The organism is Candidatus Collinsella stercoripullorum, assembly GCF_027669965.1.
GTDB lineage: Bacteria > Actinomycetota > Coriobacteriia > Coriobacteriales > Coriobacteriaceae > Collinsella > Collinsella stercoripullorum.
In genome coordinates this window covers 2649-12459 of record NZ_JAQECM010000063.1, presented here as the reverse complement: position 1 = coordinate 12459, position 9811 = coordinate 2649, and the positions used below count along the sequence as shown (strand labels likewise).

The 9811-nt window shown below is 71.0% G+C and carries 8 protein-coding genes and 1 pseudogene; 1 reads left to right on the top strand and 8 read right to left on the bottom strand.

Annotated elements, in window-relative coordinates:
* On the top strand, positions 1-1990 hold a 1990-nt coding region (locus tag PHA29_RS09665; RefSeq protein WP_270849401.1), incomplete at its 5' end, for a hypothetical protein.
* Between the two features lie 245 nt (positions 1991-2235).
* Here the strand turns inward: PHA29_RS09665 and PHA29_RS09660 are convergent.
* The 8 genes and pseudogenes from PHA29_RS09660 to PHA29_RS09625 form a co-directional block, all read right to left on the bottom strand.
* The gene (locus PHA29_RS09660) at positions 2236-4809 is read right to left on the bottom strand and encodes a DNA topoisomerase I (RefSeq protein WP_270849400.1); all 2574 of its coding nucleotides are present in this window, start codon (positions 4807-4809) and stop codon (positions 2236-2238) included.
* Between the two features lie 716 nt (positions 4810-5525).
* Positions 5526-6227, bottom strand: coding sequence for a hydrogenase nickel incorporation protein HypB (gene hypB, locus PHA29_RS09655; RefSeq protein ID WP_270849399.1), 702 nt, complete (start codon positions 6225-6227; stop codon positions 5526-5528).
* Positions 6228-6423: 196 nt separating this feature from the next.
* Positions 6424-6777 carry a hydrogenase maturation nickel metallochaperone HypA/HybF gene (locus tag PHA29_RS09650; protein ID WP_270405530.1) on the bottom strand — a complete coding sequence of 118 codons (354 nt, stop codon included), beginning with the start codon at positions 6775-6777 and terminating at the stop codon, positions 6424-6426.
* A 9-nt stretch (positions 6778-6786) separates the two neighbouring features.
* The gene (tatC, locus tag PHA29_RS09645) at positions 6787-7572 is read right to left on the bottom strand and encodes a twin-arginine translocase subunit TatC (RefSeq protein WP_270405529.1); all 786 of its coding nucleotides are present in this window, start codon (positions 7570-7572) and stop codon (positions 6787-6789) included.
* The gene (locus tag PHA29_RS09640; protein WP_270849397.1) at positions 7572-8219 is read right to left on the bottom strand and encodes a twin-arginine translocase TatA/TatE family subunit; all 648 of its coding nucleotides are present in this window, start codon (positions 8217-8219) and stop codon (positions 7572-7574) included. Before PHA29_RS09640 ends, tatC begins: the two co-directional genes overlap by 1 nt.
* A 190-nt stretch (positions 8220-8409) precedes the next feature.
* Positions 8410-8724, bottom strand: a complete 315-nt coding sequence (locus PHA29_RS09635; protein ID WP_270405527.1) for an STAS domain-containing protein — start codon at positions 8722-8724, stop codon at positions 8410-8412.
* A gap of 71 nt (positions 8725-8795) precedes the next feature.
* The gene (locus PHA29_RS09630; protein ID WP_270849396.1) at positions 8796-9500 is read right to left on the bottom strand and encodes a tetratricopeptide repeat protein; all 705 of its coding nucleotides are present in this window, start codon (positions 9498-9500) and stop codon (positions 8796-8798) included.
* A 61-nt stretch (positions 9501-9561) separates the two neighbouring features.
* Positions 9562-9811, bottom strand: a pseudogene (locus PHA29_RS09625) (tetratricopeptide repeat protein); the annotation flags it as partial.

Below are 9811 nucleotides of genomic sequence, written 5' to 3'. Positions count from 1 at the left end.
GCCCCAGCAGGCGGTCCCCGCCCCCGGCGCGCCGCCCCAGCAGGCAGCCCCCGTCCCGCCCGCTCCCCCGGAGCAGACGCCTCCCGTCCCGCCCGCTCCCGCAGAGCCCTCCCCCGCACCCGCCCCCGCGGGGCCCGCGCCCAAGGCGGGCCGCGGGGTCGTCGTCGGCATCGTCGTGGCCGTCGCCGTCCTGCTCGCCCTCGTCATCGGCGCCGTCGCGTTCCTCGGCGGCTCCCCCGCCTCGGTCGCCTACGGCCAGTCCGACCCGGTCCCCGTATCCTCCACCACGCGCATCCGCCCGCAGGATGCGAGCGGCACGCCGCTCACCACCTACAGCGTGGCCCTCATCCAGCCCGACGCGGACGACGAGGCGCTCGCCTCCGTCGAGACGACGCCCCACCGCATCGACGTCGACGGCGACGGCGGCTTCCAGATCGCGGACTTCGGCGACGTCGAACCCGGCGCCTGGCGCGTCGCCATCATCGACGGCGACGGCGGGCAGCGGGACTTCCCCGCCGACTACGAGCCCGACAACCCCGACGCCGACGCCGAGATCGTCGTCGGCCCGCCCGCCGGGGACGCCGACGAGAAGCCGGGCGCCTACGAGCTGTACTGGCAGAAATGCCGCGAGTACCTCGACGCCTACGGCGACCCGCAGGTCATCACCTCCGACACGGGCGATTGCATGGCATGCGGCCTGTGCATCGCGCGCCTCATCGACTTCGACGGCGACGGCACCGAGGAGCTCCTGCTCGCGTACAACCGCAACGGGGACTTCGAGAGCAAGGATGTCGCCGGGTACCTCGACCGCCAGCTCGAGGGCTTCGTCGTCGAGGTCTGGGCGTACCGGCCCGACGAGGGGTCCATCGAGCTCGTCTACGACGAGCCGGGCAGCCTCGAGACCACCAACGGCGGCTACTTCTTCCTCCAGACGTTCACGCACGACGGCGAGCCCGCCCTGCGCTCGATCGCGCGCGATGAGTCGGAGTACCGCCAGGACGACGCCGAGGAGAGCCTCACGGTGCGCTACCTCGCCTACGACGGGACGGACTTCTCCCCGGAGACGACCGTCGACCACGTGTTCTCCCAGAACGGCGCGCGCAGCTACCTGAACGGCGCGGAGGCGTCCGCGGACGAGACGAACGCCGCCATCGCCGGCTACGAGGTCGATCTGAACGTGCCGCTGTACGGGTTCGCGAGCGACCAGCAGACCTATGAGGCGACCGTGGCCGGGCTCGACGAGACGCAGCGGGTACTCGACGAGCTCGAGGCGGCCGTCGAGGACGGGGGCGGCGACTCCGCGGACGGCGGCGCCGCCGCGAGCTACACCGTCACCCAGCAGGAGGAGACCTCCGTCCTCGCGTCCTCGCAGGGCCCCGGCACGGATTTCGCCGTGAACGCGCGCTGGTCCCACCCGGTCATCGAGGCGGAGGGCGGCGAGACGCCCGCGGGCGTCGAGGTGCTGAACGAGCGCTTCGCGCAGGAGGTCGCGGACTCCCGCGCGGCCGCCGAGGCCTGGACCTACGACTCGGGCGAGCAGCAGGACCACGGCCGCGTCATCGAGGTCACCTCGATCGCCGACGGCATCGTCGCCACGAGGACCGACACCTACGGGTTCTACGGAGGGGCGCACGGGACGCGCTTCATGAGCGGGGCGTTCTTCGACCTCGAGACCGGCGAGCAGCTGAGCATCGCCGACGCGCTCGGGTACACGCCGGACGACCTGCGCGTCATGGCGGATGAGGGCATCCGCGCCTTCCTCGCCGCGAATCCGAGCGACATCCTGACGGACGGGGAGCTGTCGGCGTCGATCGAGGACATCGCGGGCACCGAGGGGAACTTCTTCCTGACCGACGAGGGACTCGCCGTGTACGCGCTCGAGGGCAGTCTGGGCTCGACCGCCTTCGGCGGCCACGCCATCCTCGTACAGAGCACGGGGGACCTGCCCGTGGGCAGCGAGCTCACCTACGACACGAGCTACTCCTTCTGACCTTCCGACGCGCGGACGGGGTCGTCCGGGGCCTCCGCGACGGCCCCGTCCCCGGCTCCGTCCGCGCAGGGCGGGGTCCGCGCGCCGTCCCGCGCCGCTGCGGCCCGTCCGGCACCGACGTCCGGGACGTGCCGCGGCCCCACCGGACGCATCGAGGCCCGGCTCCCTGAACGGGCGCCGGGCCTCGATGCGTCCGGGCGACATGACGGCCCGCCCGGGCGGGCGGAGCGGCGCGGGCAGACTGCCTAGGAGGTCTTCTTCGCGGCCGCCTTCTTGGCGCCGGCCTTCTTCGCGGTCGACGTCTTCTTGGCGGTCGACGCCTTCTTCGTCGTCTTCTTCGCCCCGCGGCCGCGCGCGGGCTTCTTCTCCTTACCCGGGCAGTCCATGTTCACGCAGATGCGCCACGGGCCGCGGGCGGTCTGGACCACCACGATCGGGGCGCCGCAGTGCTCGCAGACCTCGCCGGTCGCCTCGAGCTTGCCGCGCGCCGGCAGCGGGTAGGAGACCCCGCAGTCATCGTAGTTGGTGCAGCGGATGAAGCGCTTGCCGCTCTTCTCGGACTTGTGCGCGATCAGGTCGCCGTGGCGGCCCGCCTCGGCGCACACGCTGCACTCGCCCACCTTGAGGTCGGGCTCGTAGTTGGTGGGGCACTTGGGGTTCACGCAGACCTCGTAGGCCTTCTGCCGGAAGGGCTGGCACTTGATGCGCGGGGCGCCGCACTCGGGGCACACCGCCGCCTCGCCCTCGAGCGGGCTCACGCGCACGCCGGAGGGGACCGGGTAGGTCACGTCGCAGTCCGGCCACCCCATGCAGCCGATGAAGCTCCCGCGCGTCTTGGCGCTCGTCTTCATGACGAGGTCCTTGCCGCACTTGGGGCATGCGCCCACGCGCGCGTCGGCCGTCACGGCGTCGGAGATCGCCTCGCCCAGGTCGTCCTTGTGCTCGATCAGCGCGTCGAGCATGCCGGCGAGCAGGGCGCGGGAGTGCTGGACGACCTGCTCCTGCGTGTCGCGCCCCTCCGCCACGTGCGTCATGTCCTCTTCGAGCTCGCTCGTCATGTCGGGCGTGGTGATGCGCGGCGCGTAGGTGTGCAGCGCGTCGATGATCGCCATGCCCAGCTGACTCGGCTCGATGGGCCCACTCGGCTGGCCCTTGAAGTACTTCACCTGGTAGAGGCGCTCGATGATGCTCGCGCGCGTGGACTTGGTACCCAGGCCGCGCTTCTCCATCTCCTGGACCAGGCGGCCCTGGCTGTAGCGCGCCGGCGGCTCGGTCTGCTTGGCCTCGAGCTGCATCTCGCGCACGTCGACCGCGTCGCCCTGCTCGAGCGCGGGCAGTTGCTCGTCGCGCTTCAGGCCGAAGGGGTACACCGCGCGGAAGCCCGGCACCTTGAGCACGTCGCCCGAAGCTTGGAACGGCTCCCCCGCCACGTCGATGGAGATCTTGGTCCCCTCGATCACCGCCGCGTCCGACAGCGTGGCCAGGAAGCGGCGGGCGATGAGGTTGTAGAGCTTCCACTGCGCGGGCTCGAGCTTCGCGGGGTCTGCCGGCGCCGTGGGGTAGATGGGCGGGTGGTCGGTGGTCTCGGTCTTGCCGCGCGTCGCGGTGAGCTTCTCGCGCGCGAGCAGCTCGCGGCAGGCGGGCGCGTACTGCGGGACCTCGGCGATCGCCTTCACGGTGGCGCGCAGGTCGAGCGAGCGCGGGTAGACGGTGTTGTCGACGCGCGGGTAGGAGATGAGGCCGTCCATGTAGAGGCTCTCGGCGATGCGCATGGTGCGCGCCGGGCTGATGCCCTCGGCGGCCGCGGCGGCCTGCAGCGACGTCGTGTTGAACGGCGCGGGCGGGCGCTGGGTGCGGCTCTTCTTGACGACCTCGGTCACGGTGCCGGTCGTCGCGCCCTCGACATGCGAGAAGGCGGTCTCGGCGGCCTCGCGGTCCGTGAAGCGCCCGTTCGCGTGCGAGATCTTGAACGCCTCGTCGTCGCCCGCGCCCGCGGGGCGCGCCTCGCCGCCGATGACCCAGAAGTCCTCGGGCTTGAACGCCAGGCGCTCCCGCTCGCGCTCGACGACGAGCGCGAGGGTGGGCGTCTGCACGCGGCCGGCGGAGCGCACGTTGCCGAAGCCGCCGAACTTCGCCATGGTGAGGTAGCGCGTGAGGGCGGCGCCCCAGATGAGGTCGATGTACTGGCGGGACTCACCTGCGTCGGCCAGGTTCTGGTCGAGCTCGACGAGGTTCGCGAAGGCGTGGTCGATCTCGGCCTTGGTGAACGCCGAGTAGCGGGCGCGCGACACGGGGACGTCGGGCGCGACGTCGCGCACCATGGCGAGGGCGTCCGAGCCGATGAGCTCGCCCTCGCGGTCGAAGTCCGTGCCGATCACCACGGAGTCCGCCTTCTTGGCGAGGTTCTTGAGGGCGCGGATGATCTCCTTCTCGGCGGGCAGCTTCTCGATGGGCGCCCAGACGAGGTAGGGAAGGCTCGGCACCTTCCAGCCCTTGATGTCGATGCCGTCCTTCAAGAACGGCTTGCGCTTGGACTCGTAGGGAGGCCGCGGCAGGCCGTCGGGCACGTCGGCGGGCAGCACCTCGCCCTCCTGCGAGACGGCGTACCAGCCGAGGTTCCCGTCGAACTTGAGCTCCGTGGGAAAGTCCGGCGCCAGGATGTGCCCGCGCAGGCCGATGGTGACCCACTCCTCGCCGTCGACGTCGAAGCGGTAGACGGGCGTGTTGTAGACCTTGTCGGCCTTGGGCTTGCCGACGCTGCACAGCAGGCGCGCGATCTGCTGCGCGGCGTCGTTCTTCTCGGTGATGACGAGCTTCATGCGAGGCTCCTAACGTATGCGTGCGCCCCAGGCGGCGCGCCGGGGGCGGTGAGTTTGTCTACGCAACGTACCACAAAGCGCGGACGTTTGCGAATCAACCGACCCCCTTCGGCGCATACGGACGCCGCGCGGCACATGTCGGACAGCGGGCGAACACCGGGTCGCGGGTCGGAAATATCGGGCCTGTCAGGCTCGGTTGGCGGGACATGGCAGAGAATCGTCGTTTGGGGGAAGGAGGGTGGGATCGAAAACGCGATGAATAGGGTCTGGGAGCCGTACGACGAACGAAGGCCGCCCTCGGCGGCGGCCATATGCGCCCCGATGCCGCGAATCGGGCCGTCACGGCACCGGTTCCGGAGGCGAGCCCGTCGTCGTGCAGCCCCATCGGAGCCCTTTCAAGCGCTTCCGGCACCACGGCCCCCCAAACGGGCAAACCGTGCCAGAACATCCGTCACCAGCCCCACCGGCACGGAACGGCCGCATATCTCTATGCATCATTTGCGTATACAGAACGAGTTATATACATCTTGAGGTTCAAGGGAGACTACGCGGGGACTGCGGAACCGCGCCGCTCATCCGACACCCGTGGACATCGATGCGAGGACCCGCAACGGCTCCGCTCGTCCCGACATCCGTGGACACCGACGCGAGGTCCGCCGCTCGTCATATCGCCCCCGGTGACGGGCACGCCGACCGCGCCCCACACGGAGCCTCGGTCAACGGCGGCTCGGGCCCCCGCTGCGCGCCGCCTCGACCTGCGCGGCGAGCCAGCCCGCCCACGCATCCATCCCGGTGCCGCGCGTCGCGCTCACCTCGAAGCGGGGCGCCGTGGGGTTCAGGTCGTCGAGCACGCGGTCGTACGCCTCGAGGTCGAAGTCGAAGGCCGGCGCCACGTCGATCTTGTTGAGGAGCAGCGCCCCGGCATGCTGGAAGATACCCGGGTACTTGAGCGGCTTGTCGTCGCCCTCGGGCACCGACAGGATCATGACGGAGAGGTTCTCCCCCAGGTCGAAATCCACGGGGCACACGAGGTTGCCCACGTTCTCGATGAAGATGACATCGAGCGCGTCGAGCCCCACCGCGCCGTCGAGCGCGTCTACCGCCTGGCGGATCATGTTGCCCTCCAGATGGCACAGCCCGCCGGTGTTGATCTGGATGGCGGGCATGCCCGCGGCCTTCATGAGCCGGGCGTCCACATCGCTCGCGATATCGCCCTCGATCACGGCGCAGCGCATGCCCCATGCCGATGCCAGGCGCTCGTTCGTGGCGAGGATCGTCGAGCTCTTGCCGGAGCCGGGGCTCGACAGCACGTTCACCACATAGGTGCCCGCCTCCGCGAACCGCGCGCGCAGCTCGCCCGCCAGCCGCTCGTTGCGCGACATGATGGAGCTGTTGATGTCGACCGTCTTCTCAGCCATGGCGACCCCTCCCCGGTATCGTGGCGACGCACCGGCGACACGGCCCCGGTGCGCATGCGTCGATGTCATGCGGACCCGCTCGGAACGGATCCGCGGAACCCCGCATCGACCGGCGGGGCGGGCGGGGCCGGACCGCCCGATGACGGGGCGCGGGCACGCCCCGGGATGCACCTCGGGGGCGCCGCCGGATGCGCCCTCAGTCGTCCGTCTCGATCTCCATCGAGGCGATGTCCATCTCCCTGCCGGCGACGAGGCGCGTCTCGCGGCTGCCGCAGACCGGGCAGCGCAGATGGAACCGGTCGTGCCCGAACGACGCGCCGCACGCGCCGCAGACGCTTCTCGGATGCACGTACTCAACCTCAAGCGACGCCTCGGCCGTCAGCGGGTCGTCATCGCGCAGGACCTCCCACGCGAACGCGAGCGACTCGTCGTTGACCTCCGCCATGTCGCCGATGCGCAGCGATACGGAAACGACGCGCGAGGCACCCGCCCCGCGCGCCGTATCGAGCACGATATCCAGGATCCCGGAGACCAGTCCGAGCTCGTGCATGCGGCCCGCCTACTCGTCCTCGTCGTCGGAGAGCGAGATACGGCTCGTGGTGAGGCCCTTCTTGCCCTCGCGCGCCACGATCACCACGCGCGTCACCGCGAGCGACGCCTCGTAGAGCGTGAGCATCGCCGCGTACATGAACAGCAGCGTGACCGGGCTCGCGTCCGGGGTGATGGACGCGGAGACCACGAGCATGCCGACGTAGATGTAGCGCCACGCGGAGCGGAACGCGGCGTACGGGACGATATGGAACACCGCGAGGTAGAAGACGAACAGCGGGAGCTCGAAGGCCACACCGAAGCCGATCATCAGCAGGATCTCGATGTTGATGTAGTCCTCGAGGTTGGGCAGGACCGTGGCGATGGAGGTCGTCTCGGACACGAGCCACTCGAACGCCGCGGGGACGATGAACAGGTAGCAGAAGACCGCTCCGACGAAGAACAGCGCCGTCGCCGTGAGCAGCGTGGGGACGACCCACTTGCGCTCGTTGGGCTTGAGCGCCGGCAGGAAGAACGCCAGGATCTGCCAGACGATCATCGGGGTGCACATGACCACGGCGACCTTGATGGCGATACCGAACTTGATGGCGAAGCCGCCGAGCGACGAGGTGATGACCAGCGGCGTGCCCTCGGGCAGCGCGGGGATGATGGGGTCGCTCAGGATGTCGACGATGACCGGCGTGGCGAAGTACATGACCACGGTGGCCACGATGACGGACACGACGATGATGGTGAGACGGCGCCGCAGCTCTCCCAGATGGTCGAGAAGCGGCATGCGCGCGGGTCCGATGGGCATCAGCGCTCGCCCCCTTCCTCGGAATCGGCAGCGGGCTCCGAGGCGTCGCCGGCGGCGTCATCGGAGGCGGGCTCGGCGGGCGCGTCCCCGGCGGCCTTGGCGGCGCGATGGCGGCGCGGACGGCGGGCGTAGAGGTCCTCGGTGGTGATCTCGGGCTCGGCGGGCTCCTCGTCCGCGGGCGCGGGCTCGGCGGACGCCTCGGCGGACACGGCCTCGACGGCCGGCGCGCCGGCGCCATCCGCCTCCGGGGCCTCGGCGGCGACGGCACCGTCGGTCGACGGCTCGGCGGGCGCGTCCTCGGAGGAACCCTCGCGCTGGGCCTTCTCGGCAGCCAGGCGCGCGCGGCGCTCGGCGAAGGTCTCCTTGCGGCGCGGCTCGGCGGCGGCGCCGGACGGGGACTCGATGTCCGCATCGTCGTCGTCCGCGGCGGCCGCGGGCTTGGAGCCCTTCTTGGGCGCGTTGGCGGCGGCGGCCATGGGGTCCACGACCTCCGTCTGGACGACGTTGGTCAGCTTCTGCTGGGTCTCGCGGAACTGGCGCAGGGCGCGGCCGATGGTGCGGCCCATCTGCGGGAGCTTGTCCGGACCGAACAGCAGGAAGGCAAACACCAAGATGATTACCAGCTCGGTTCCACCGATACTAGGCACGGGTGACCTCCAGGTTGGGTATGCGCGCGGCCCGTTTCCGCGGGACGCGCTCCGATCGACTGCAGCAGTATACCGCGCCGCATCCGGCGACGGCCCGCGCTGCGCGAAATGCGCACGCGCCGCTGACAGATGCTTTGCAGTTGAGACGGCCTCCCGCCCGGCGGGCGCGCCGCGCGGGGGCGCGGGCCCCTTACGCCCCGGTGATGCCGATCTCGGCGTCGACGCCGAGCAGCTGGGCGACGCGCATCACGTTCGGCTGGGCGTTCACGACCTCGAAGCCCTTCTCGCGCTCGGCGGCGTGATGGGCGGCCCCCACGAGCACGCCGATGCCGGTCGAGTCGATGTAGGACACCCCGGCGAAATCGAGCGTCACCTTGGCGGTGGGCTGCTCGAGCGCCAGGTCGATGCGGTCGCGCAGGGCGTCCGCGTTGGAGATGTCGATCTCGCCGGCGATCGCGATGAGGTAGCGCTCCGGCGTGGGGGTGATGGTGATTCCGAGTTCCATGTCTGGCTCCCTTTGTCGTGTATCCGATGGAACGGGTGCGCGGCGGGCGCGGGGCGCGGCACGCCGCGGGTCTACGAGTCCGTCCCCTGCAGGGCGTCGAGACGCTGCTGGGCATAGGTCCTGACGCCGTAGGCGTCGTCCGGGTCGCAGGCGACGGCGCGCTCATACGCCGCACGGGCATCCTGCGCGCGCCCCGCGCTCTCGTAGAACATGCCGAGGTTGGCCCAGGCGGGACCGAAGGAGTCGTCCGCAGCGGTGAACTCCTCCAGCGTCGCGATGGCGCGGTCCGCGTCGCCGGCGTAGAAGATCGAGATGGCGCGGTCCACCTCGACCGACTTCGACCCGGGGTTGGCCTCGAGGTACTCATCGTAGCGCTCGATGGCATGGTTGAACAAGTCCGCCACGTGTCCCGCGTCCTCGTCGTCGGCGGCGACGCCCATGGCGGCCACGCCCCAGTCGAAGTAGCCGTTGGCGAGGTTCAGCAGGGCCGAGGGGTTCGACGGGTCGGCCTCGTACTGCCCCTCGAGCTGGTCGAGGGTCGTCCGGTACGTGAGGTCGACATGGCTCATGTCGTGCTCGTCCGACGTCGCGCCCTGCGCGGCGCCCGCCCCACCCGAAGACGCGGCCTGCGCGGACCCCGCGTCTCCGTCGGACGGGGCGCCCGACCCCGAGAGGGCCCCCGAGACCGCTGCGGCGCTGACGGCCGCCGCGATCGCGAGCGCCGCCACGGCGACCGCGACCCGGGCCCGCCTGGTCTGCTGCCCATCGAACGCCATCTGTCCCCCTTCCCGCCGGCCCGTCCGCCGGCATCCGCCGCGCCGCCGGGCGACGCGGGCATCACGCGGCGGAGCCGCCGTCGGCGAGCGTCGCCGTGCCGTCCTCCGCGATGTCGAGCTGCGGGTGCCCCTCCGGCAGCGCGTCGGAGGCGCCCTCGGACGACGCCCCGCCGTCCGTCGCATAGGTCTGCTGGATCTCGTCTGCACCCAGCGCCTCGAGCGAGGCGAGGGCGCTCGAGGCCCCCAGCAGGTAGCCGACGACCCCGCCGAGGGCGAGCGCCACGGCCGCGATGACGAGGACCATCCAGAAC